A 24,942-nucleotide genomic window follows, 5' to 3' on the forward strand; every position below is an offset into this window, starting at 1 on the left:
TTCGGCGAAGCGAACCCTTGACCAACCGAACACCGCCAAAGGTAAAATTCGGTCATGGCAAGGGCGGCTTTCTTATTGCCTTCTTTTTTGTCCCCGTCGCCCTTGACGACTCTTCCGCACCTTTGGCGGGTGTTGGTCAAGGGCGAATCCGACCCTCCGCATGCCCCACGATGCTCAATGGGATGATCTGTGTGGAGTTTTCATAGAACTTTTGACGCTACCTAGCATAAGATGATGAGAAAAGACGAATCCAAATGCTTGGATTCGTCTTCATGATAAAAGAAGCGGCGGCGCGTTGTCTATTTTTTTAATTCGGCAAGGCGCGCGCGAACAGCTTCGCGTTTTTCTAAGTAGTCTTTTTCTTTTTTCCGTTCTTCTTCCACCACGTGCGCAGGCGCTTTCGTAAGGAAACCTTCATTGCTTAACTTCTTCTGCACGCGCTCGACTTCTTTGTTGAGTTTTTCAAGTTCTTTTTCGAGCCGTTTGATTTCTTCTTCGATGTTAATGAGCCCTTCAAGCGGCAAGATTAATTCCGCACCAGTAACGACCGCTGTCATCGCTTTTTCCGCAGCTGGGATGTCAGTTGCAATCAACAGTTCGCTCGGATTGCAGAACCGTTCTAAATACACGCGGTTCTTTTCCAATGTCGCTTGAATATGCTCGTCTTTTGCTTTAATGTGCAGCTTGATTGGTTTGCTTAACGGTGTGTTCACTTCGGCGCGAATGTTGCGGACTGCACGGATAATGTCAACAAGAAGACGCATTTCTTCCGCCGCTTCTTTGTTTGACAGTTCAGGGCGCACTTCCGGCCATTTCGCTACCGTAATTGACTCTCCTTCATGTGGAAGGTGCTGCCAAATTTCCTCGGTAATGAACGGCATGAACGGATGAAGCAGGCGCATTGTATTGTCAAGCACATATGCCAATACAGAACGAGTCGTTTTCTTCGCTGCTTCATCATCCCCATAAAGCGGAAGCTTCGCCATTTCAATATACCAATCGCATAAATCATCCCAAATGAAGTTATACAACACGCGGCCGACCTCACCGAATTCATATTTTTCGGCAAGTTTTGTCACCGTTTCAATCGTTTCGTTTAAACGCGTTAAAATCCAATGGTCGGCAACCGTTTTTTCACCGCTTAAATCAAGCTGGTCGTACGTCATTCCGCCCATGTTCATCAGCGCGAAGCGGGATGCATTCCAAATTTTATTGGCAAAATTCCATGTCGCTTCGACTTTTTCCGTACTAAAGCGCAAATCTTGCCCAGGCGAGCTTCCAGTAGCCAAGAAGAAGCGAAGCGAATCGGCGCCGTATTGATCGATGACATCCATCGGGTCAACCCCGTTGCCGAGCGATTTGCTCATTTTTCTTCCTTGCGCGTCACGGACAAGACCATGGATTAATACATCTTTAAACGGTCTTTCCCCGGTAAATTCAAGACCTTGGAAAATCATGCGCGATACCCAGAAGAAAATGATGTCATATCCAGTGACAAGCACATCGGTTGGATAATAGCGTTTGTAATCCGGTGCCTCTGTATCCGGCCAGCCCATCGTTGAAAACGGCCATAGGGCAGAGCTGAACCACGTATCTAGCACATCCGGGTCTTGCTCCCAGTTTTCGATATCAGCCGGAGGTTCATGATCGACATAAATTTCTCCTGTTTCTTTATGGTACCAAGCCGGAATGCGATGCCCCCACCATAATTGACGGGAAATACACCAGTCGCGAATGTTTTCCAACCAATGCAAATACGTTTTTTCGAAGCGTTCCGGAACGAAATGCACTTTTCCTTCCGTTTTTTGCAGCTGAATGGCCGCTTCCGCGAGTGGTTTCATTTTGACGAACCATTGTGTCGACAAATACGGCTCGACAACCGCTCCGCTGCGTTCGCTATGCCCAACTGAATGCACATGTTCTTCGATTTTAAATAGCACTCCTTGTTCTTGCAAATCTTTAACGATTTGCTTGCGGCATTCGAAACGGTCCAACCCTTGATATTGCATCGCGTTTTCATTCATCGTGCCGTCTTCGTTCATAACGAGGATGCGCGGCAAGTTGTGGCGGTTTCCGATTTCAAAGTCATTCGGGTCATGTGCCGGTGTAATTTTCACCGCACCCGATCCGAATTCCATATCGACATACTCATCGGCGATAATCGGAATTTCGCGGCCGACAATCGGCAAAATAACCGTTTTGCCAATGAGATGTTTATAGCGCTCGTCATCTGGGTGAACGGCAACCGCCGTATCGCCGAGCATCGTTTCCGGACGGGTCGTTGCCACTTCGATATACCCGGAGCCGTCGGCAAGCGGATAGCGCATATGATAAAGCGCGCCTTTTACTTCTTTATAAATCACTTCAATATCCGATAACGCCGTTTTTGTTACCGGATCCCAGTTAATAATGTATTCGCCTCGATAAATAAGCCCTTTTCGGTAAAGCGATACGAACACTTCGCGCACCGCTTTCGATAAACCTTCATCTAACGTAAAGCGCTCACGCGTATAATCGAGGCCAAGCCCTAATTTTGCCCATTGCTGGCGAATGTGGCTCGCGTATTCTTCTTTCCATTTCCACGTTTCCTCAAGAAACTTTTCCCGTCCTAAATCATAGCGGGAAAGTCCTTGCTTGCGAAGCTTTTCTTCTACTTTTGCCTGTGTGGCGATTCCGGCATGGTCCATTCCCGGAAGCCATAGAACGTCATAGCCTTGCATCCGCTTCATGCGTGTAATAATATCCTGCAGCGTCGTATCCCACGCATGTCCCAAATGGAGTTTCCCTGTTACGTTTGGCGGCGGGATGACAATCGTAAACGGCTTTTTATCAGGATCGCCCGTTGCTTCAAAAAATTTTCCGTCAAGCCACCATTGATATCGATTGGCTTCTACGGCTTTATGGTCGTATTTCGTAGACATTGTAATATCTTTTTGTTCCATTTTGTTTTCCCTCCTTCTTATCAATAAAAAACTCCTTTCATCCTAAAAAGGACGAAAGGAGACTCTTTCGCGGTACCACCTTTTTTCTTAAGCAAAAAGAATTTGCTTAAGCACTTCATTGCGATAACGGTCTGCGACCGGCTTCCTCTACTAGGCAAACACCGTTCAAAGAAGCAGCTCCAGGGCGACCTTCCAACGATAACCGTCCTAGGAAATCTCGCAGCTACTGATTTCCCTCTCTGAAGGCGTTATTCGTTGTACTCTTCCCTGTCTTCGCTTTTTTATTATTTTTCTGTTTATTATACTACGAAAAACTTGTTTCATCGTCAATCATCTTTGCCAAGTTTTTATTTATTTATTCCATTTCTTCGTTTTTGGTGACAAAAACAATATCCAATCATATTTTAATAGTAACATGCCCGAGGGAGGAAATGCTCGATGAAACGATTTAACTATTATTCATGGCCGCCATGGCTTCGGCAAATTCGTGCCGTTTGTGCGCAAGTGATTATTCCAATCACGATTTTTCAAGCGATTCGCACCATTTTTTTACCCACGACGTTTGATGTCATCTTATTGGCCATTTTTGTGCTTATTGCGGTGGCGTTTCATCTGGAGTGGATTTAGCTTCTTCTGCTTCTTTTCTCTGGACAAGGCGCATGACGACATACTCCATATTTTTCATTGTAAAGTAACGGCGCTGCAGTTTGGAAACATATTCCCGTTCACTTTTTCTGTTTTGCCGCTTCATCTCATACTCATAAATGCAGCGATATAAAAAATGCGGCTGCGCAAGATGGCTGAAAAGAAAGGACCATTCCTCTTCTAACATCGGCAACGTTTTTCCGTATTCTTCCATCCCTTCCACCCATTCATCACCGATCGGCGGAAATGTGCGCATATGATAACGAAGCGCCATGATGACATCGAAAAGCGGAGAGTTCCAACTGGCGCGTTCCCAACTAAAAAAATAACGATTATCATTTTCCATCTCTATATAATGTGAAAGCCGTGCCTTTCCGTGAATCCAGGCAATTCTCCATTTTTTTGTTTCTTTCATTTTTTCATACCATTTCTCTAGCTCCGTTTCCGCAAACCAATACGCTTGCATTGTTTCATGAAAATACGTGCAGCATTGCAGCTGAAACGGAGACATATACCATGCATTTTCGCACTTTTCCACATATGATTGCAAAAAGGCGCGCTGCCTTTCCCATTCTCTTTTTTTATTCTCATAGTAATTTCTTATCTCTTCTTCGTTAATATCTATTTGTTTGAGTGACTTTTGATGTAAATAAGCGAGGTCGCGAAAAAAAGAGCGGACATGTTCTCGTTTTTCTTTTCTCTCATCGGATGAAATCCATGGCATTAAATAATAATGCCGGCCATACGATACAAACGGAAAACCTTGTTTTGACAAGTAAAGAGGAACAGATTGTTTTCCATAAAAAATATACGATTGTTGAATGGCTGCCATTTCCCTGGCGTTCGTTATTTCTTTTAAAGCAAATAGACCAGCGTTCGTATGGATTTTTTTTACTTTCCCGTAATCATCGACGCGAAACGGCTTTAACCCGTATTGCTGTAAAATGGGCGTATACATTTCGATGCGTTCTCTGTTCAATGAAACGACCCCCTCCATAAAAAGAAGTGAGGAATCATGTTTCCCTCACTACGAAGAGCGGCTTCCCGCTAGTGCCGGTATATATAACAATTGCCCTTCATGGATTTCCTCAGGGCTTTCCAATTGGTTGACACGAAGCAGCTGCTGGACGGTTATATCGTACCGATCGGCGATCTTGTCCAACGAATCTCCTTGCTGAACGATGCAAATTTTTACTTTCGTAAATTCCTCTTCTTGATTCTTCGCAAATAGTTTCGTTAAGTACAATGCATTTTCACTCTTTACTTTTTGTTTTTCGTTTTCATCTATTTCTTCTTTCATTTCATCAGCATCTTTTTCTTTCATCGATCCAATCGATACTTTTGCTTCTTGTTGTGGAGCAACGTTTTCTTCTTCTGCTTTCACCGCTTCCTTTTCTTCTAGTTGTGCGGCTGTTTCTTCCGGTGTTTCCAGCTGCGCGGATTTTTCTTCTTTTTCTTCTAGTTTTTCTAGCTGTGCGGATTTTTCTTCTTTTTCTTCTGGTTTTTCTAGCTGTGCAGCTTTTTCTTTCGTTTTTTCTAGCCGCTCGACTGTTTCTTCTAGCTGTTCATTGTTATTTAGCGGCACGGCTGTTTCTTCTTCCTGTTTTGTTTCTTCGCGATGGATAGCCGTCATTTCTTGTGCTTCGTCTTCATTTTGTTCCTGCAGTGCATGGTTGAAAATAGAAGATGTCTCTTCTTCTGATTGTTGCTTTCTTTGTTCTTCCTCGTATACTTCTTTGCGCGCGACAACTTCAAACGGTTCAAACAACAGGTCTTCGTCTTCTTCCTCTACTAACGAAGGTTCATAAGGTTCATCAAGCGGCGCTTCGCTAATTCCGCTGATCGAAATATCCGCTGTCACTAGCAATCTTCCATTTTCATCTAAATCATAATCGAACGATTCTACCGTCACATACACATCTTCTAAATGTTGGATGCGGTTTTTCGGAATCGTAATATCGATTGGAAAACGATGCGATAATTCACTAATGCCATCTTCGCGCGTAGAAATATGCTGAACGAATCGATGGCTTGCAAAATCAAAAGGATCTGCGCTGCTTTCTTCCCCTTCCGCCATCCGATATTCTCCGCTTAATTCTAACGCTCCGCGAATCGTAATATACTGTTCATATTCATCAACCGAAACAATCGGGTCCAGCGAAATAGAGAGAAATTCGGCGACTTCCTGTCCTTTTTTAAACCAGATCGATTCCTCAAGGGAAAACCGCAAATACGATTGCTCCAATCCAAACTCCTCCTTCCGTCCCTTACCAACAAAATTTTCTATGACATTACCCATTGTATGAAGGACGAACGAGCAATATGAATAAAAAAATCGGGCTGCCCATCAAAAGATGGACAACCCTTTCTTTTACTTCCCTTCGCGAATTTTCGCAAACGCGCGCTCTGCAGCGGCGATTGTTTTTTCAATATCTTCATCCGTATGTTCCGTGGACAAAAATAATCCTTCAAATTGCGACGGAGGAAGGAAAATTCCTTGTTCCGCCATTTCGCGATAATATGCCGCGAACATTTCTAAATTCGATGTTTTCGCTTTTTCATAGTTTGTTACTTCTTCATTCGTAAAGAAGAAACCAATCATGGAGCCAGCGCGGTTAATCGTATGCGGGATTTCGTATTTTTCCGCCGCTTCGCGCAATCCTTCTTCCAATCGATCCGCTTTTTTGCGGAATTCATCGTATGTTTCCGGCGTCAGCTGAATCAATGTTTCATATCCGGCCGTCATGGCGAGCGGGTTTCCCGATAAGGTGCCGGCTTGATAAATCGGGCCGCTAGGAGCGACTTTTTCCATAATTTCCGCTTTTCCGCCATACGCTCCGACCGGAAGCCCGCCGCCGATGACTTTTCCAAGACACGTCAAATCCGGTTCAATGCCAAAATAGCCTTGCGCACAATGATAATCGACGCGGAAGCCTGTCATGACTTCATCAAAAATAAGAAGGGCACCATATTGTTTTGTTATATCTCGCAACCCTTGCAAAAATCCTGGAACCGGCGGAACGACACCCATGTTTCCCGCAACCGGCTCGACGATGACAGCGGCGATATCTTCGCCAAACTGTTCAAATGCGTAGCGGACGCTTTCTAAATCATTATAAGGAACAGTAATCGTATTTTGCGCCACCGCTTCCGGAACACCAGGGCTATCCGGCAACCCAAGCGTCGCTACTCCTGAACCGGCTTTGATCAGCAACGAGTCGCCATGGCCGTGATAGCATCCTTCAAATTTAACAATTTTATTGCGTCCAGTGTAGCCGCGTGCCAGCCGAAGCGCGCTCATCGTCGCTTCTGTTCCGGAGTTTACCATGCGAACAATTTCGATGGATGGCACCCGTTCAATCACTAATTTCGCTAACTCGTTTTCAATCAATGTCGGGGCGCCAAAACTCGTGCCGTTTTCCGTTACTTTTTTTAGCGCCTCGACAACGCGAGGATTCGCATGACCTAAAATAAGCGGACCCCATGACAACACATAATCAATATATTCATTGCCGTCGATATCGTAAATTTTCGAACCTTTGCCGCGCGCCATAAAAATTGGCGTCATTTTTACGGATTTAAACGCGCGCACCGGGCTGTTGACACCGCCTGGCAACAGCCGGACCGCTTCCTCATACGCTGCTTTTGAACGTTCATAGCTTCGCACCATTCACGGTTCTCCTTTCTATTCATTTAGCCAGCGAGCCGCATCTTTAGCAAAATACGTCATAATTAAATCGGCGCCTGCCCGCTTCATGCCGGTAAGCATTTCCATGACAATTTCTTTTTCGTTAATCCATCCGTTTTGCGCCGCTGCTTTGACCATCGAATATTCACCGCTGACATTATAGGCGACAAGCGGGAGATGGAAATGGTTTTTAATGTCACGGATAATATCCATATAAGCGAGCGCTGGTTTTACCATTAAAAAGTCAGCGCCTTCACGCACATCCGATTCCGCTTCGCGGAACGCCTCGAGGCGATTGGCCGGATCCATTTGATATGTTTTCCGGTCGCCGAATTGCGGCGCGCTGTCCGCAGCATCACGGAACGGACCGTAAAATGCGGACGCATATTTAATCGCATACGACATAATCGGCACATTCGTAAATCCGGCTTCATCGAGTCCTTGGCGAATCGCAGCAACAAAACCGTCCATCATATTAGAAGGTGCGATAATATCCGCGCCCGCTTTCGCTTGGCTGACGGCTGTTTTTACAAGCAATTCAAGCGACGGATCGTTTAACACTTGCTCGTTTTCGACTACACCGCAATGTCCATGGCTTGTATATTCACATAAACATGTATCCGCAATAACAACGACATCTGGATAATTTGCTTTGATTTGGCGGATCGCCTCCTGAACGATCCCATGCTCACAATATGCTTGTGAGCCGACTTCATCTTTTTCTGCCGGCACACCGAAAATGATTACCGATTTAATGCCTAGTTGGACGACTTCATCCATTTCCTCATTTAAACGGTCAAGAGAAAATTGATAGATCCCTGGCATGGATGGTATTTCCCGTTTTACCCCTTTTTCTTCGACGACAAAAATCGGATAAATAAGATCGTCTACATGAAGATGTGTTTCTCTCACCATCGCTCGTAAATTCGCGGTTTGCCGCAGGCGGCGATGGCGATCAAATTGTAATGTTGCCATTTATTTTTCCCTCCATCGTCCTTTTTGCAAAATATAATTCCATTTCTTTTATCATATCATCAATCGTATACTCGTCTGGACAAATATGCACGGCAAGTCCCGCTTTTTCTGCTGTTTCCTTCGTAATCGGACCGATGCAGGCGATCACGCAGCCGCTAAGTAGTGAAGCGATATCTTCTTTTTCCATCATCCGTATAAAGCTTTGTACGGTAGAGGAACTTGTAAACGTGATCACATCCAGTTTTCTTTCCCGCAACAGATATAACAATTGTTCTTTTCCTGATTCATTCATCAACGTTTCATACACAATAAGGTCCGTTACGTCTGCTCCCATATTGATCAGCGCATCACGCAATACCGGCCTTGCTAAATTTCCTTTCACTAAAAGAACGCGGTCGCGCGGCTTAACAAGCGGTTTTAGCGCCTCGATCATCCCTTCGGCGACAAATTCGCTAGGAATGGCAGCAGGAGAAACGCCATACGTTTTTAAAGCCGCCGCCGTTTTCTTTCCGACTACCGCCACTTTTGGAAGCGGAGTTTCCTTTTTGACAAATGGGAAGAAAAAACGGACACCATTTGCGCTTGTAAAAATGAGCCAATCATAATTGGGAAGCTGGCGCACACATCGTTCAATTTCTTCACGATGGGAAGAAGGAGAAATCGAAATAAGCGGAATTTCAATCGGCGTTGCTCCTGCTTTGCGCAGTTTTTCAGAGAACGCTTTCGCCTGTTCTTTTCCTCTTGTCACAAGCACCGTTTTTCCCGACAACGGACCGTTCACTGTCGATTCATCTCCTCTTTAATACGATCAATTAATGCTTTCGCGCCACGCTCTATTAACATTTTCGCAGCGTTCGTTCCGACTTCTTCCGGATTCGATCCGCTTACCGTTTCTTTATATATCTCTTTTCCGTCTGGAGAAGCAACAAGAGCGGTTAAAACGATATCCTCGCGATCGTCAATATATGCATATCCCGCAATCGGCACTTGACAGCCGCCTTCCATTTGTTGTAAAAACACACGTTCGGCCAAAACAGCCTGCTCGGTGTGAACATCGTTTAATTTTTGCAGCCATTCCCGCAATTCTTCATCATTTTCGCGGCATTCCACCGCCAGTGCTCCTTGTCCAACAGCAGGAAGACATACATCTGTTGATAAATATTCCGTAATGACATCTCTTGCCCAACCCATGCGCACTAATCCGGCCGCCGCAAGAATAATGGCATCGTAATCTTCGTTTTGCAGCTTCGCAAGTCTCGTATCGATATTGCCGCGAATCCATTTGATCTTTAAATCTGGCCGTTTTGCCAGTATTTGTGCAGAACGGCGCAAACTGCTTGTCCCAACGATCGCTCCACTTGGAAGATTCGCAAACGTTTCTTTGTTTTTACTAATCAACACATCATGATGATCCTCACGCGGCGGCACGCAGCCAATGATAAGACCATCAGGCAAGACAGCCGGCATATCTTTCATGCTATGTACTGCCATATCAATTTCGCCGTTTAGCATTGCATGTTCAATTTCTTTTACGAACAATCCTTTGCCACCGACTTTGGATAACGTCACATCAATAATTTTGTCCCCTTTGGTGACAATTTCTTTTACTTCAAATTCAAACGGCGCTCCTAATTGCCGAAGCCGCTCGATGACCCAGTTCGTCTGGGTGAGCGCAAGTTTGCTGCGGCGCGATCCAACGATGATTTTTCGCATCTTTCATTCCTCCACTACGAATACCAAAAATGAAATTTCGATAAACTACCGAATAAGAGAAAGTTTACCAATAAAAATAAAAACGAACCGATATTCCATAGTGCAATCGTTTTTCCTTGCACTTGCTGGACAATGCGCTTGTAAAAGTAAATACTGTACACTGCAAGTACAACAAACGAACCTAACACTTTCACATCATACCAATGAAAATCTTCCACTTTGATATAGGCCCAAATCACTCCAAGAATCAATCCTAGTAACAACATAGGCAATCCAATTAAATTTAAAACATAAGACATAAAATCTAATTTCGTTAAATCAGCCATCCGCCATAACCGTTCTCCCCATTTTTTCCGTTTCAATAAGCTGTATTGCAACATGTACAATACCGAAAAAATAAACGAAAGCGAAAACGCCGCATATGCCAATAATGCCATTGTAATATGAATCATTAGCAATTCAGAAATCAGCTTTTCGGCAACAGCCGGTGACTGATGCTGATTTGGCGCGAACATATGAATCGCCAAAATTAAAAACGCTAGCACGTTCGTAAAAAAGACGATAAAATCAACGCGCATCAACCGGTTAATGATAAGAGATAACGTAATGAGCAACCATGCGTAAAAATAGAGGCCTTCCGACATCGTTAAAATTGGAAAACGCCCTGTCTGTATGATGCGAAACAAGAAAAAAAATGTTTGCAACATCCAAACAATAGAAAGTAACCAGAAAGCGACTTGATTCGCCTTCCGGTTACGTTGGAGAAAATCAGTAAAATATAAAAGTATAGACAATACGTACAAAAGAATAGACAGCTCATATAACCGGGGCATGGTCATCTCTAACATATGCCAAAATCCTCTCTTATGACTGTAGAGACGGCATAGCGGCGCGTTGACCATCCGTTTTTGCTTGCTTTTGTGCTTTCACTTCGTCTTCGATATTAAAAATTTTCATAAACAATTGCAACGCTTCTTCGGCATTTGGTTCAGCTGCCAACTCTTTTGCGCGTAAAATCGGATCGCGCAGCAATTGATTAATAATGCTTTTTGTGTGTTTGTTCAATACTTTCCGGTCACGTTCCGATAAATGCGGCAATTTCCGTTCAATGCTCCGCATTGTCTCCGCTTGAATCGCCAGCGCTTTTTCACGAAGCGCCGCAATAACAGGCACAACGCCGAGCGTATGAAGCCATTGCTGGAAGGCAACAAGCTCTGTTCCGATCATACGTTCAATTTGCTCTGCCGCTTTTTTGCGCTCTTCTAAATTCGCTTGCACGATTCCTTCTAAATCGTCAATATCATATAAAAAGACGCTTTCTAACTCGGCAAGCGCTGGGTCTAAATCTCGCGGAACAGCGATATCGACCATAAATAGCGGGCGTCCTTTCCGCATTTTTTCTACATGAACCATCATTTCTTTCGTGATGATATAATCTTTTGCTCCAGTAGAGCTAATAACAATGTCCGCCTCCAGAAGAGCACAGGATAGCTCACAAAGCGATTTTGCCGTACCTGAAAACTTTTTCGCCAGCTGCTCTGCTTTTTCGAGCGTTCGGTTGACAACGGTTACTTTTCCTACGCCACTTCCATATAAATTTTGCGCCGCCAATTCTCCCATTTTGCCAGCGCCGATAATTAAAACATGTTTCGAAGATAAATCCCCGAAAATCTTTTTCGCTAATTCTACTGCCGCGTAACTTACAGACACGGCGTTTGCGCCGATTTCTGTTTCGGAATGGGCGCGCTTTGCAAATGTGACCGCCTGCTTGAATAACTGATTAAATATTGTACCAATCGTTCCATGTTCTTGAGCAAGAAGATAACTTGATTTTACTTGACCTAAAATTTGTGTTTCTCCTAAAATCATCGAATCTAAACCAGAAGCAACACGGAATAAATGTTCGACCGCTGCCTCATTTTCCATAATGTTTAAATAAGGTGTAAGCGCATCGATTTCCATATGAAACCAATTGGCCAAAAATGATTTTATATAATAACGACCGGTATGCAGCTGATCAACAACTGCATAAACTTCGGTACGATTGCATGTAGAAACAATCACATTTTCTAAAATGCTTTTTTGCTGCTGCAATTGCTTCATTGCATCGACCAATTCCGACTCACTAAACGTGAGTTTTTCACGGATTTCAACAGGGGCCGTTTTATAGTTTACGCCAACAACAACAATATGCACTTCCTTTATACCCCCTTAATCAAGTACATAAATATCTTTTTTTATTATAGCACATATGTCTTTCTATTTTATGAAAAAAGTGTGAACATGCTAGAAAGCATATGATAAACTTTATACAGTATAAGTGTATCATAAAAAAGTTTGTCGAAAAACTGGGAGGAACCGATGAAAAAACAAGCTGCGTTCTCTGGCATTATTCTTGTTGGACTGGGCGTTTACTTTTTTGCCAATCAGCTTCACTCCTCATTTGCCCATCTTTTTCAAGACTGGCCAGCACTGTTAATGATTCTCGGGGCGGCGCTGATCGGCCAGGCGTATTCCGCCCGTGAATACCAACACCTATTTCCAGGCATCATTTTGTTTGGATTCGGACTTCACATTTTACTTGTCCATTGGTTCAAACAATGGCCAAATCATATCGGCGTCTTTTTCTTTATCATTGCGATAGCATTTTTCATTAGCTCCCGAAAAGTAAAAAGCGGCCTTGGCCAAAGCATCTTTTTTTTAGCATTAGCCTTTATTATGCTGTTTTCCGAACATTTTCAGCCGCTGTTTTATATTGTCGAAACAGGCATTGCATCGATTTGGAAGTTTTGGCCGCTTGGGCTAATCCTTGCGGGTATATACATATTATTGGTAAAGAGGAAATAATCCATACAAAAAACACCAGCCTCGTTTCATGCTGGTGTTTTTTCGATTATAGGAATCGTTCTAAAGCTGCCCATGCTTCTTCTTTTCCTTGTCCTGTTTCTGCCGAAAAAAGAATAAGTTTATCATCCTCTATGATGTTCAACGTTTCACGGACAACTTTTAAATGCTTTTGCCATTTTCCCTTCGGAACTTTATCTGCTTTCGTCGCAATGATAATCGTCGGGATTTGATAATGTTTTAAAAACTCATACATCATGACATCATCTTTCGTCGGCGGATGCCGCAAGTCGACGATCAGAACAACTGCGCGCAGCTGTTCTCTTGTCGTAAAATACGTTTCCATCATTTTTCCCCATGCTTCCCGCTCTTTCTTTGAGACCCTCGCAAATCCATATCCCGGCACATCAACAAAATAAAGCGATTCATTAATAAGGTAAAAATTTAATGTTTGCGTTTTTCCTGGTTTCGATGAAGTGCGCGCTAAATTTTTTCGATTAATCATTTTATTAATAAAGGAAGATTTGCCAACATTGGAACGACCGGCGAGTGCAAATTCCGGCAGCGCACCATCTGGATATTGTTCCGGTTTCACCGCACTGACGGCGATTTCTGCTTTTGTCACGTTCATTGTTGATCCCCTGCCAATGCATGTTGTAGTACTTCATCTAAATGGGAAACGAGCACAAATTGTAAATCATTTTTTACCACATCTGGAATATCTTCTAAATCTTTTTCATTGTCCTTTGGTAAAATTACTTTTTTCAAACCGGCGCGATGGGCGCTTAACGTTTTTTCTTTTAATCCGCCAATTGGAAGCACGCGGCCGCGCAATGTAATTTCTCCCGTCATGCCAACAAATCGGTTTACCGGCCGGCCTGTTAGCGCGGAAATGAGCGCAGTCGCAATCGTGATCCCAGCAGATGGTCCGTCTTTTGGCACGGCGCCTTCTGGTACGTGAATATGAATATCGTATTTTTCATGAAATTCAGAGTCAATCCCAAGCTGTTCAGCCCGAGAACGCACGTAACTAAATGCTGCTTGTGCGGATTCTTTCATGACATCGCCTAATTTTCCTGTTAACACAAGCTTCCCTTTTCCCGGTGCAAGCGATACTTCAATGGATAGCGTATCACCGCCAAACGCTGTGTAGGCAAGGCCTGTCGCCACGCCGACTTGATCTTCCAATTCCGCTTGGCCGTAACGGTATTTTCTTTTTCCTAAAAATTCTTCTATATTTTTCTCTGTAATGATGACGCGTTTTTTCTCCTCAGAAACAATGAGACGTGCTGCTTTTCGGCAAATCGCAGCGATCTGCCGCTCCAATTCGCGCACACCTGCTTCTCGTGTATAATAGCGAATAATACTCATCATCGCGTCATCACGTACTTGCAACGATGATTTTTTTAATCCATGCTCTTTTAATTGTTTTGGAAGCAAATGACGTTTAGCGATTTGCAATTTTTCTACTTCCGTATAGCCTGGGATTGTAATCACTTCCATACGATCCAAAAGCGGCTGTGGAATCGTTGCTAAGTTATTTGCTGTCGCAATAAACATCACTTTCGATAAATCATACGGTTCTTCAATATAATGGTCGCTGAACGTATGGTTTTGTTCCGGATCCAACACTTCAAGAAGCGCCGCAGACGGATCGCCGCGAAAATCACTCGACATTTTATCAATTTCATCTAATAAAAATACCGGATTAATCGTTCCTGCTTTTTTCATCCCTTGGATAATTCGTCCAGGCATTGCGCCGACATATGTGCGACGGTGGCCGCGAATTTCTGATTCATCGCGAACACCACCTAACGAAATACGAACAAATCGGCGGTTTAGCGACTTGGCAATTGAACGAGCAAGCGATGTTTTCCCGACTCCAGGAGGTCCTGCTAAACAAAGAATCGGTCCTTTTAATGATTTCGTTAATTGTTGTACAGATAAAAATTCCAGCACCCGTTCTTTTACTTTTTCTAGACCGTAATGATCTTCATTTAATATCGCTTCCGCCCGTTTGATATCATGAATATCTTCTGTTTGCGTTGACCAAGGTAGCGCAATGAGCCAGTCTAAATAGTTGCGAATCACCGCGCTTTCCGCTGAGGTCGCTGGTATTTTTTCATAGCGGTCAAGCTCTTTGAGCGCCGTTTCTTTCACATGACTTGGCATGCCGGCTGCCTCGATTTTTTCTTTTAATGTTTCGACTTCTCCTGCTTTTCCTTCCTTTTCACCAAGTTCTTTTTGAATTGCCTTCATTTGTTCACGCAAGTAGTATTCTTTTTGCGTGCGCTCCATCGATTGCTTGACGCGCATGCTAATCTTTTTCTCGAGCTGCAGCACTTCTTTTTCATTATGCAGGATTTGAATAATTTTATGGATGCGTTCTTTCACATCGATCGTTTCGAGAATGCGCTGTTTTTCCTCTAGTTTAAGCGGCAAATGGGAAGCGATAATATCCGCCATTCGACCCGGCTCATCGATATCTGCAATGGAAGCATAAATATCGGCTGACAATCTTTTTGATAAATTTATGTATTGTTCAAAGTATTCGAGCATCGTCCGTTTCAACGCTTCGTCCTCTAAATCTTTCGTTGTGCGATCTACAAACTTTTCTACTTTTACCATAAAATACGGTTCTTCACTTACTGTCTCTGTAATGATTGCACGCGCGATTCCTTCCACCAGCACGCGAAACGTTCCGTTCGGAAGTTTAAGCAACTGTTTTACGCGCGCAAGTGTCCCCATTTGATATAAATCATCCATATCAGGTTCATCAACGGAAACATCTTTTTGCGATGTCAACAAAATGATGTGATCTTCCACCATTGCTGTTTCAAGCGCTTTTACCGATTTCTCCCGCCCCACATCTAAATGTAAGACCATCGTTGGAAACACAAGCAGCCCCCTTAGTGGCAAAAGAGGAACGACAAGCTCTTTTTTCTTCACCACGAACACCTCCATATCTCACTTCTATTCGTCTATTGTATAGCACCGTAGCACAATTTGTAAAATCACATGATACAGACAAAGGAAACGTTTTTTATATCTTGCTTATGAATTATAATATAAAGAAAAACCGACTTCGACATCCTTTTTTCGTCGAAGTCGTATCGCTTGCTACTACACTGATTTTTTTTCGGAGCGATCGGCAGCGGCTGGAATAGCGCTATCGTGTTGCGCAAAATCTTTTCCAAATACAACTGGAAACACTTCCTCTAAACGTTGGACAGGAATAATCTCGATCCCATCGATCTCTCGTAAAAGGGATTGCATGTTTTCCAACGGAACGATCACTTTTTTCGCCCCAGCCTGTTTCGCCGCTTTTACTTTTGGAAAAATTCCACCCACTGGTTTGACATAACCGTGAATACTAATTTCTCCTGTCATCGCTACCGTACCATCAACCGGTATTTGATAAATCGCTGAATAAATTCCGGTTGCTATCGCAATTCCTGCGGACGGACCATCGATTGGAATGCCTCCTGGGAAATTAATATGAATATCATAACGATCAGCGGGAACTCCCATTGCACGCAATACAGTAATGACATTTTCAATGGAACCTCTTGCCATACTTTTGCGGCGAATAGATTTTTCCCGGCTTCCAATACTTTCTTCTTCAACGATGCCAGTAATATTAATGGTTCCTTTTTCTTTTGTTGGCAAAGCAGTTACTTCAATTTCCAAAAGCGCTCCGGTGTTCGGACCGTATACAGCTAATCCATTCACAAGACCAACCATCGATGCATGAGAGATTTTCTTTTCATATCGCGGCGACAATTGACTTGAGTGGATGACCCATTCAATGTCTTTATCTAAAATCGTTTCACGTTTTTCAGAAATAGCAATTCCCGCAGCAATTTGCATGATATTTACTGCTTCCCGCCCGTTTCTCGCATAAGACGCAAGAATACGAATTCCGCTTTCCGATACTTTTAAACGTATTTTTTCCGCTGCTTTTTTTGCGATGAGCGCAATTTCATCCTGATCGAGTTCACGAAAAAACACTTCTAAACAACGCGAGCGAATAGCCGGAGGAATTTCGTTTGGCGTTCTCGTTGTCGCTCCAACAAGGCGAAAATCTGCAGGAAGCCCATTTTGGAAAATGTCATGGATATGACTCGGAATTTGCGGGTTTTCCTTGCTATAATAAGCACTTTCAAAAAACACTTTACGGTCTTCGAGCACTTTCAGTAATTTATTCATTTGAATCGGATGAAGCTCTCCAATTTCATCAATAAATAAAACTCCACCATGTGCAGTCGTTACCGCGCCTTGCTTTGGCTGCGGAATGCCTGCTTGTCCCATCGCTCCAGCCCCTTGATAAATTGGATCGTGCACAGACCCAATTAACGGATCGGCGATTCCACGTTCATCAAACCGTGCTGTCGTTGCGTCTAATTCAACAAATACCGCATTCTTTTTAAAAGGAGAAAGCGGATTTTTTTTCGCCTCTTCTAAAACTAGACGAGCCGCCGCTGTTTTCCCAACGCCTGGTGGTCCGTAAATAATGACATGCTGAGGGTTCGGACCGCATAACGCCGCTTTTAATGCTTTAATTCCGTCTTCTTGACCGACAATATCTTCAAAACTTTTCGGTCTTACTTTTTCCGCAAGTGGTTCGGTTAACGAAATGGATCGCAATTTCTGAAGCTGTTCCATTTCTTTTCGGGATTCCTTATCGATCGAAACTTTTTGGATCCGTTGGTTTTTAAGCAAATTCCAAAAATAAAGACCAATAATAATCCCGAAAAATAGTTGTATCAATAGTACTGCATTTGCCCAATTCATTCTCTGAAATCCTCCTGCCTTCAAATAGTATGTAGTATGATAGTATCTCCGTGAAAAGGCAGGAATAAACAAAAAAGAAACCGCCTTATGACTAAGGCAGTTTTACAAACATTACGCTGATGTTTTTCTCTCTTGTTCTATCACGGTTCCGTCGTGGCGAATCAGTTTTGGCGGTTTATTGCCACGAACCGTCTCTACGGTAATAATACATTTTTGCACATCTTCACGAGATGGCAGCTCGAACATGACATCGAGCATAATTCCTTCAATAATCGAGCGAAGACCGCGCGCTCCGGTTTTTCGTTCAATTGCTTTTTTCGCAATTTCCCGCAGCGCTTCTTCTTCAAATTCAAGCTCCACCCCATCAAGTTCAAGCATTTTTTGATATTGTTTTACAATCGCATTTTTCGGCTTTGTTAATATATCGACAAGTGCTTGCTCATCAAGCGGCTCCAAAGTCGTAATGACCGGAAGACGACCGACAAACTCTGGGATAAGTCCAAACTTTAATAAATCTTCCGGAAGCACTTTTGACAATAAATTCTTTTCATCTACATCCGACTGCTGAATATCGGCGCCGAACCCGATTACTTTTTTTCCTAAGCGGCGCTTAATAATCGGTTCGAGCCCATCAAACGCACCGCCACAAATAAATAAAATGTTCGTTGTGTCAATTTGGATAAATTCTTGATGTGGATGCTTGCGGCCACCTTGAGGCGGAACGCTGGCAATCGTTCCTTCTAAAATTTTTAATAACGCCTGTTGCACTCCTTCACCAGATACATCGCGCGTAATGGATGGGTTTTCCGATTTGCGGGCGATTTTATCGATTTCATCGATATAAATAATTCCTTTTTCAGCCCGTTCCACATCATAGTCGGCTGCCTGAATAAGCTTGAGCAAAATGTTTTCTACATCTTCACCGACGTATCCAGCTTCCGTAAGCGATGTTGCATCCGCAATCGCAAACGGCACGTTTAAAATGCGGGCTAATGTTTGCGCCAGCAGCGTTTTTCCGCTTCCCGTCGGTCCAATCATTAAAATATTGCTTTTCGATAATTCTACATCATCGATTTTACTGCCAGAATTAATCCGCTTATAATGATTATAAACCGCAACCGCTAACGATTTTTTCGCTTCATCTTGGCCGATGACATATTCATCTAAAATTTCCCGAATTTCTTTTGGTTTTGGAATATCTTTAAATTCAAATTCCTCTTCGTTTCCTAACTCTTCTTCCACGATCTCCGTGCATAGCTCGATGCATTCATCACATATGTATACACCGGGACCAGCAACAAGCTTGCGGACTTGGTCTTGCGTTTTTCCGCAAAACGAACACTTTAACTGTCCTTTTTCATCATTAAATTTAAACATCAACTTCACCCCTTGCCACGAAATCGCACAACTTCATATGTATTTTATTTTCCTCGCAAAACTTCAACGACAAAACGTATGTATTGGTCATTTTATCATAAATGATCTCCGAAAAGCTAATAAAAAAATTGTAATGTGTTAGAAAAATTAGAAAATTTTTTATCACGCTTCATTTTTTGTATGAAAGAACAAGGCACGAACATTCGCGCCTTGCTCTTTATATATTATGCCGCAACTTTGCTATTTTCTACAAGGAAATCGATCGTTTTCCGCCATTTCAAATCTTCTTTTACACCATCAAGATTTCCTAATAGCTCTTTTAGTTTTTCCACTTCTAAATTATATGCTTTCGCCATTTTTTCTAGTTCTTCATTTATTTCTTCTTCTGTTACTTCAATATTTTCTGCCTTTGCAATCGCTTCTATTGTTAAGGCAACACGAACGCGTTTTTCCGCATCTTCTTTCATTTGTTCACGCAATGCTGCTTCATCTTGGCCCGAGAATTGATAATAAAGCTCAAGATTAAGTCCCTGCATTTGCAAACGTTGATCAAATTCACGCAACATGCGGTCTGTTTCGTTTTTCACCATTACTTCTGGAATATCAATTTCCGCGTTTTCTGCCGCTTTTTCAACAACCGCGTCACGAAGTGCTGCTTCCGCTTCATTCTTTTTCATTTCTTCAAGTCTTTTGCGGATTTTGTCTTTTAATTGTTCTAATGTTTCCACTTCATCGTCTACATCTTTTGCGAATTCATCGTCTAATGCTGGAAGGCGTTTTTCTTTTATTTCATGTACTTTTACTTTGAATGTCGCAGGTTTGCCCGCTAATTCTTTTGCATGGTATTCTTCAGGGAATGTCACTTCAATTTCTTTTTCTTCTCCTGCTTGCATGCCGATCAATTGATCTTCAAATCCTGGAATGAATGTGCCTGAACCGATTTCAAGCGAGTAATTTTCCGCTTTTCCGCCTTCAAATGGCTCGCCGTCAACAAAACCTTCGAAATCGATCACTGCTGTATCGCCGTTTTCAACTTTGCCGTCTTCTTTTACAACAAGCTCCGCGTAGTTTTCTTGAAGACGTTTTAATTCGTTTTCCACATCTTCATCTGTGACAGTATCATCCATTTTTTCCACTTCTAATCCTTTATATTGCCCAAGTTTTACTTCTGGTTTTACGGTAACTTTTGCTGTAAAAATAAGGCTTTTTCCTTTTTCCATTTGTTCAATATCGATTTTTGGAACATCTACTGGTTCGATTCCTGCTTCTTCTACTGCTTTTGCATAAGCTTCTGGCAATAAAATATCAAGTGCATCTTGATATAACGCTTCTACTCCAAAGCGTTTTTCAAAAATGACGCGCGGTACTTTTCCTTTGCGGAATCCTGGAATAGCAATGTTTTTCACTACCTTTTTAAACGCCGCATCCAATCCTTCATTTACTTTTTCCGCGTCCACTTCAACAGTAAGAACGCCTTCATTACCTTCAAGCTTTTCCCATTTTACTGACATAATATTCCCTCCACTTAAAAATCATTCATTATAATTTAAGGATGAAGATAATGAAACGATTCCATTTTTCATTATCTTTTTATTATTCTCATATATGTAATAAAAAGTATAAAACATATACGCAATACAACCATTATATTATAACATACAACAATGATGTTTCAATACGAATAAGATGATTAAAAATAGGAAAATTTCTCTACTTCATAAAGCTTTTTGCAAAGAAAATCCATGTTTTCGGCATGAACATGATACATGCGGGCAATTTTCTCTAAAGCCGCTGGTATTCCTTGAAATTGACAGGCAATGAAATGAAGCGCTGCAATCCAATCTTCACATGTAGCCGGTTTTGGAGAAAACGGGTAAAGAATGTACGTATAACGAAGCCAAATATCTACAGCTACTTCATATAAGCTTGGATTTTCGCTTGCTAACGTATTCTCTAACTGCCGTAACACGTGTAATGCAAACGCCGTTTGTGCCTGTTCGTTTAGATTTGCCGGTATTACTTCCATTCTTTCTCCAAACTTTTCGATTGTGACAACATCGGTTACATTTTTTAATGTAAGCAAACGTAAAATCATTGTTTTGGTTATTGGGTTTTTTGATTCGTTCATTAAATATTGTTTTAAAATGGAAAGAACAGGAGCAATATCTTCATTTTCTAACTGCTTGATCACTTTCATATGCTCGGTAATATCGTCCGACTCAAACAGCTGCTGAATGCTATCTTGTTCAGCAAGCGGCAAAGCAGTTTTGCACATTTTTTGATTGAAATGAAGCAGACGCAACAGGTGCTCCCGCATCGAAGGAGAAAGATGGCGGCGGTGCAACGCATCACGTATCACCATTTCTGCTTGCTCATATCGTTGCATTTGCATCAAAATAGATACATACATTTGCAAAAGTTCGATATCGTCTCTATGTTCTTGAAGCAACATGCGTAAACGGCGTTCAGCCTCAAGAAAATCACCTAATTCGCAGTGACAAACGGCAATGCTAAGTGCTACATGGAAACTATTCTCACCAAGCTGTTCTGCTTCATGGAAAAAATGAAGCGCTTCATCGTACCGCTTTGCCTGCAGTGCTTCCATTCCCTCTTCAACAAGGCGTTCCTTGACACGAGGAAACAAAATAATATTTTTATTTTTTCGCTCCATGTTCGCCCGCCCCAATAAAATTTTTACACAAGTGTAACAATTTTTCCTCCAAAATACAAGCAAAATAAGCAGAAAAAAGAAAAAGCCGTTCCAGCATTTTGAGGCGGAAACGGCTTTTTTTCCACTTACGACATTGGGCAATGTTTTTTTTCATACTCTGCAATATACGGTTCATAAACGAACGTTAAATCGATTTCATCCCAACCTTTTAAAAGCAGTTGTTTTCGGTATGGATCAATGTCGAACGTCCGCTCAAATCCGCTATCATCATACACTCGTTGATCTTCTAGAGAAATTGTTAATTCATAATCTGCTTTCGTGCTTTCTCTCAATAAATATTCGACATCTTGCTTAGCTAAACGAATTGGCAATAATCCATTTTTTAGGCAGTTGTTATAAAAAATATCTGCAAATGATGGGGCAATAATCGCTTGAAATCCGTAATCTTGCAGGGCCCATGGGGCATGTTCGCGCGATGATCCACAGCCAAAATTTTCGTTAGCGACAAGAATGGTTGCCCCTTCATTTTCAGGTCGATTTAATTCAAAATCCGGATTTGGTTTTTCTCCATCGATATAGCGCCAGTCGTAAAACAGAAACTTCCCAAACCCCGTACGCTCGATTCTCTTTAAAAACTGTTTTGGAATAATTTGGTCTGTATCGATGTTGGCGCGGTCAATGCCCGCTACTTTCCCTTTATGAACAGTAAATGGCTTCATGCGTTTTCCTCCTTAATGAACCGGTTCTTTCTGCAATTTTCGAACATCGACAAAATGACCATAAATTGCGGCAGCGGCAGCCATCGCTGGACTAACTAAGTGCGTTCTCGCTCCTTTTCCTTGTCGTCCCTCAAAATTTCGATTCGATGTGGAAGCACAGTGTTCTCCTTCCGGTATAATGTCTGGATTCATCCCTAAACATGCGCTGCAGCCGGAATCACGCCATTCGAATCCCGCATCGATAAAAATTTGTGCTAAGCCTTCTTCTTCCGCTTGTTTTTTCACTTGTTGCGATCCAGGGACAACAAGCGCACGCACGCCTTTTGCCACTTTCTTTCCTTTGACAATTTTCGCGGCTTCACGCAAGTCGCTAATACGAGAGTTCGTACAGGAACCGATGAAAACGTGCTGCACTGGAATTTCTGTAATCGGAGTGCCAGGTTCTAATCCCATATATTCCAAAGCGCGTTGTACTGCCTTTTGTTCCGTTTCGCTTGAAAAATCCTCTGGATACGGCACTGTTCCTTCGATCGATGTGCTCATCGATGGGTTCGTCCCCCATGTCACCATTGGTGCAATGGTCGACGCATCTATTTCAATCGTTTTGTCGTATTCTGCGCCTTCATCTGTCGCAAGAGCCCGCCAGCGTTCTACCGCTTTTTCAAACTCTTCTCCCTTCGGCGCATATTTGCGCCCTCGCAAATAAGCAAACGTTGTTTCATCTGGACTTACTAAACCAGCACGTGCGCCTGCTTCAATCGACATGTTGCAAATCGTCATTCTCTCTTCCATCGACATGTTACGAATGACTTCTCCAGTAAATTCGATAATATATCCTGTTCCAACATCAACCCCGTAGCGGCCGATAATGGCCAAAATGACGTCTTTGGCGGTAACTCCTTCCCCTAATTTTCCGTTAATGCGAATTTGCAGCGTTTTTGGTTTATGCTGCCATAACGTTTGTGTCGCAAGCACATGTTCCACTTCGCTCGTTCCAATCCCAAATGCGAGCGCCCCAAACGCTCCATGTGTCGACGTATGGCTGTCTCCACAAACAATCGTTTTTCCTGGTTGCGTTAAACCAAGCTCTGGACCGATCACGTGGACAATCCCTTGTTCTTCACTATGCAAATCAGCTAGCGGAATCGAAAATTCCCGACAGTTTCGTTCCAACGCTGCAATTTGATTTCTTGCTACTTCATCCTCAATCACAAAACGGTTCACTGTTGGAACGTTATGATCCATCGTCGCAAATGTTAAATCAGGGCGGCGCACTTTCCGCCCCTTTTGCCGCAATCCTTCAAACGCTTGCGGAGAGGTGACTTCGTGCACTAAATGTAAGTCGATATAGAGCAAATCTGGTTTTCCATCTTCGCGATATACGACATGATTTTCCCAAATCTTTTCAATAATCGTTTTCGGTTTCACTGCTTTCACCTCTCATTTTTCATGAGTAAACAGTCATAATATGGAAAATTGCTTCATTATCTAAAATCGTCGCTTTAATTTCGTTTACCATTTCATCAGTGGAAACGACTCGTTGTCCTTTTTGTGCAATATCTACTGTTCGCAATCCAGCTGCCAATACTTGCTGAACCGCTTTTTCAATTGCATCTGCCTCTTCCGAAAGCCCAAAGGATAATCGAAGCATCATTGCCGCTGATAAAATCGTTGCAATCGGATTTGCTTTATTTTGACCCGCAATATCAGGCGCAGAACCGTGAATTGGCTCATACAAACTTGGCCCTGATGTCGATAAACTTGCGGATGGCAACATCCCGAGCGAACCGGTCAACATCGAAGCTTCATCACTTAAAATGTCGCCAAACATGTTTTCCGTAACAATGACATCAAATTGTTGCGGAGAGCGAATTAGCTGCATTGCCGCATTATCGACAAGCATATGCTCAAGCGTTACATCAGGAAACTCTTGCGCCACTTCTTCAGCAATTTCCCGCCACATTCTGCTTGATTCGAGCACATTCGCCTTATCAACAGATGTCACTTTTTTCTTCCGTTTACGCGCAAGTTCAAACGCTGCTTTCACAATCCGCTTAATTTCTTCTTTTTTATATAGAAGCGTATCTACTGCTTTTTCTTCTCCGTTTTCTACCATTCGTCCGCTCGGTTTCCCAAAATATAGTCCTCCTGTTAATTCACGAACGATTAACAAATCGACACCTTGAATCACTTCCTTCTTCAGCGGTGACGAATCCATTAAACTGTCGTAAAACTTTACTGGCCGTAAATTGGCAAACAAATTCATCTCTTTACGAATTTGCAATAACCCTTTTTCCGGACGCAAATGTGCAGGGTTTCGATCCCATTTCGGACCACCGACTGCCCCAAGCAATATCGCATCACTTTCATGACAGATGGCAAGCGTTTCATCTGGGAGCGGCGTACCTTTTTGGTCAATCGCCGCTCCACCAATAAGCCCGAATTCGAACTCAAACTGATGTCCAAAACGGGTTTCGATTGTTTTTAGAATTTCAACAGCTCCCCTCGTCACTTCTTTTCCGATTCCATCACCCGGCAATACGGCAATCCGATAACTTCCCATGCTGTTTCCCT

General features: G+C 42.8%; 21 protein-coding genes and 1 other annotated feature. Of the genes, 3 read left to right on the top strand and 18 right to left on the bottom strand.

The window, feature by feature from the left end; genetic code table 11:
• On the top strand, positions 1 to 206 hold a 206-nt coding region (locus DCC82_RS18280; RefSeq protein WP_049626808.1), incomplete at its 5' end, for a hypothetical protein.
• 93 nt (positions 207 to 299) lie between these two features.
• Here DCC82_RS18280 and DCC82_RS13930 read toward each other — a convergent pair.
• On the bottom strand, positions 300 to 2,942 hold the full coding sequence (locus DCC82_RS13930) for a valine--tRNA ligase (protein WP_097354816.1): 2,643 nt from the start codon (positions 2,940 to 2,942) through the stop codon (positions 300 to 302).
• A gap of 44 nt (positions 2,943 to 2,986) precedes the next feature.
• Positions 2,987 to 3,225 (bottom strand) — a binding site (T-box leader).
• A gap of 155 nt (positions 3,226 to 3,380) precedes the next feature.
• Here DCC82_RS13930 and DCC82_RS13935 point away from each other — a divergent pair.
• Positions 3,381 to 3,569, top strand: a complete 189-nt coding sequence (locus DCC82_RS13935; RefSeq protein ID WP_015864680.1) for a hypothetical protein — start codon at positions 3,381 to 3,383, stop codon at positions 3,567 to 3,569.
• Here the strand turns inward: DCC82_RS13935 and ysxE are convergent.
• The 8 genes from ysxE to hemA form a co-directional block, all read right to left on the bottom strand.
• Positions 3,535 to 4,545, bottom strand: coding sequence for a spore coat protein YsxE (gene ysxE, locus DCC82_RS13940; RefSeq protein WP_097354965.1), 1,011 nt, complete (start codon positions 4,543 to 4,545; stop codon positions 3,535 to 3,537). The two genes, DCC82_RS13935 and ysxE, sit on opposite strands and share 35 nt — an antisense overlap.
• A gap of 69 nt (positions 4,546 to 4,614) precedes the next feature.
• Positions 4,615 to 5,832 (bottom strand): stage VI sporulation protein D, encoded by a 1,218-nt coding sequence (spoVID, locus tag DCC82_RS13945; protein WP_097354817.1) that lies wholly within the window; start codon positions 5,830 to 5,832, stop codon positions 4,615 to 4,617.
• Between the two features lie 126 nt (positions 5,833 to 5,958).
• Positions 5,959 to 7,254, bottom strand: coding sequence for a glutamate-1-semialdehyde 2,1-aminomutase (gene hemL / locus DCC82_RS13950; RefSeq protein WP_081188845.1), 1,296 nt, complete (start codon positions 7,252 to 7,254; stop codon positions 5,959 to 5,961).
• 18 nt (positions 7,255 to 7,272) lie between these two features.
• Entirely contained in the window at positions 7,273 to 8,250 is a 978-nt protein-coding gene (hemB, locus tag DCC82_RS13955) for a porphobilinogen synthase (RefSeq protein WP_097354818.1), read from the bottom strand.
• Positions 8,231 to 9,031 carry a uroporphyrinogen-III synthase gene (locus tag DCC82_RS13960; protein WP_097354819.1) on the bottom strand — a complete coding sequence of 267 codons (801 nt, stop codon included), beginning with the start codon at positions 9,029 to 9,031 and terminating at the stop codon, positions 8,231 to 8,233. The genes hemB and DCC82_RS13960 overlap by 20 nt, the downstream gene beginning before the upstream one ends.
• On the bottom strand, positions 9,028 to 9,963 hold the full coding sequence (gene hemC / locus DCC82_RS13965) for a hydroxymethylbilane synthase (protein ID WP_097354820.1): 936 nt from the start codon (positions 9,961 to 9,963) through the stop codon (positions 9,028 to 9,030). Before hemC ends, DCC82_RS13960 begins: the two co-directional genes overlap by 4 nt.
• A gap of 14 nt (positions 9,964 to 9,977) precedes the next feature.
• Positions 9,978 to 10,811, bottom strand: a complete 834-nt coding sequence (gene ccsA / locus DCC82_RS13970) for a cytochrome c biogenesis protein (RefSeq protein ID WP_097354821.1) — start codon at positions 10,809 to 10,811, stop codon at positions 9,978 to 9,980.
• A 16-nt stretch (positions 10,812 to 10,827) separates the two neighbouring features.
• Entirely contained in the window at positions 10,828 to 12,159 is a 1,332-nt protein-coding gene (gene hemA / locus DCC82_RS13975) for a glutamyl-tRNA reductase (RefSeq protein WP_097354822.1), read from the bottom strand.
• A gap of 165 nt (positions 12,160 to 12,324) precedes the next feature.
• Here hemA and DCC82_RS13980 point away from each other — a divergent pair, with 165 nt between their 5' ends.
• Entirely contained in the window at positions 12,325 to 12,810 is a 486-nt protein-coding gene (locus tag DCC82_RS13980) for a LiaI-LiaF-like domain-containing protein (protein ID WP_015864689.1), read from the top strand.
• Between the two features lie 46 nt (positions 12,811 to 12,856).
• Here the strand turns inward: DCC82_RS13980 and yihA are convergent, their stop codons facing one another.
• The 9 genes from yihA to leuB form a co-directional block, all read right to left on the bottom strand.
• Positions 12,857 to 13,438: a ribosome biogenesis GTP-binding protein YihA/YsxC gene (gene yihA / locus DCC82_RS13985; protein ID WP_097354823.1), complete on the bottom strand. Its 582-nt coding sequence runs from the start codon at positions 13,436 to 13,438 to the stop codon at positions 12,857 to 12,859.
• Positions 13,435 to 15,771 carry an endopeptidase La gene (gene lon / locus DCC82_RS13990; RefSeq protein WP_097354824.1) on the bottom strand — a complete coding sequence of 779 codons (2,337 nt, stop codon included), beginning with the start codon at positions 15,769 to 15,771 and terminating at the stop codon, positions 13,435 to 13,437. Before lon ends, yihA begins: the two co-directional genes overlap by 4 nt.
• A gap of 159 nt (positions 15,772 to 15,930) precedes the next feature.
• Positions 15,931 to 17,601, bottom strand: coding sequence for an ATP-dependent protease LonB (gene lonB, locus DCC82_RS13995; protein ID WP_062677876.1), 1,671 nt, complete (start codon positions 17,599 to 17,601; stop codon positions 15,931 to 15,933).
• A gap of 111 nt (positions 17,602 to 17,712) precedes the next feature.
• Positions 17,713 to 18,978, bottom strand: coding sequence for an ATP-dependent protease ATP-binding subunit ClpX (gene clpX / locus DCC82_RS14000; RefSeq protein ID WP_015864693.1), 1,266 nt, complete (start codon positions 18,976 to 18,978; stop codon positions 17,713 to 17,715).
• 224 nt (positions 18,979 to 19,202) lie between these two features.
• Positions 19,203 to 20,489 carry a trigger factor gene (gene tig / locus DCC82_RS14005; RefSeq protein ID WP_015864694.1) on the bottom strand — a complete coding sequence of 429 codons (1,287 nt, stop codon included), beginning with the start codon at positions 20,487 to 20,489 and terminating at the stop codon, positions 19,203 to 19,205.
• 179 nt (positions 20,490 to 20,668) lie between these two features.
• On the bottom strand, positions 20,669 to 21,649 hold the full coding sequence (locus tag DCC82_RS14010) for a tetratricopeptide repeat protein (RefSeq protein WP_171698990.1): 981 nt from the start codon (positions 21,647 to 21,649) through the stop codon (positions 20,669 to 20,671).
• Positions 21,650 to 21,774: 125 nt separating this feature from the next.
• Positions 21,775 to 22,368, bottom strand: coding sequence for a 3-isopropylmalate dehydratase small subunit (gene leuD / locus DCC82_RS14015; protein ID WP_015864696.1), 594 nt, complete (start codon positions 22,366 to 22,368; stop codon positions 21,775 to 21,777).
• Positions 22,369 to 22,380: 12 nt separating this feature from the next.
• A complete protein-coding gene (gene leuC, locus DCC82_RS14020) occupies positions 22,381 to 23,796 on the bottom strand; it encodes a 3-isopropylmalate dehydratase large subunit (RefSeq protein ID WP_097354826.1) in 1,416 nt (471 codons plus the stop codon).
• 19 nt (positions 23,797 to 23,815) lie between these two features.
• On the bottom strand, positions 23,816 to 24,931 hold the full coding sequence (leuB, locus tag DCC82_RS14025) for a 3-isopropylmalate dehydrogenase (protein ID WP_097354827.1): 1,116 nt from the start codon (positions 24,929 to 24,931) through the stop codon (positions 23,816 to 23,818).
• Between the last annotated feature and the right edge of the window lie 11 nt (positions 24,932 to 24,942).

This window comes from Geobacillus sp. LYN3 (genome assembly GCF_003064505.1).
Lineage (GTDB): Bacteria > Bacillota > Bacilli > Bacillales > Anoxybacillaceae > Parageobacillus_B > Parageobacillus_B toebii.